The sequence below is a fragment of the Paenibacillus sp. UMB4589-SE434 genome (genome assembly GCF_030226685.1).
Classification (GTDB): Bacteria; Bacillota; Bacilli; order Paenibacillales; family Paenibacillaceae; genus Paenibacillus_B.
This window is the reverse complement of sequence record NZ_JASOYK010000034.1, coordinates 1-242: the sequence shown is the minus strand read 5'-3', so window position 1 is coordinate 242 and position 242 is coordinate 1. Positions and strand designations below refer to the sequence as shown.

The following is a 242-nucleotide window of genomic DNA, read 5'->3' as shown; positions in this document are numbered from 1 at the left end:
GTCATTCTATTGCCCACTCGCCCTGCTCTGTATTTTGCAGGACTAAAACCGGATCAAATACGGGGTTCCGGCTTACATCACGCGTAACTTGAATGTTGTCAACCAATTCCTCAAACGGGTAATCCTGATGTTCATATGCCTGCAGAGTTGTTTGCTGAACCTCTTTTAACTAAGACATAAACGTCTTCTCGCCCGCTGGATAATTGCGAATCGCAAGGGTATTCACAAACATACCAATGAGT

At 44.6% G+C, this 242-nt stretch carries 1 pseudogene; it reads right to left on the bottom strand.

From position 1 onward, the window contains the following. Positions 1-22: 22 nt before the first annotated feature. A pseudogene (locus tag QP775_RS25645) lies at positions 23-242 on the bottom strand (condensation domain-containing protein); the annotation flags it as partial.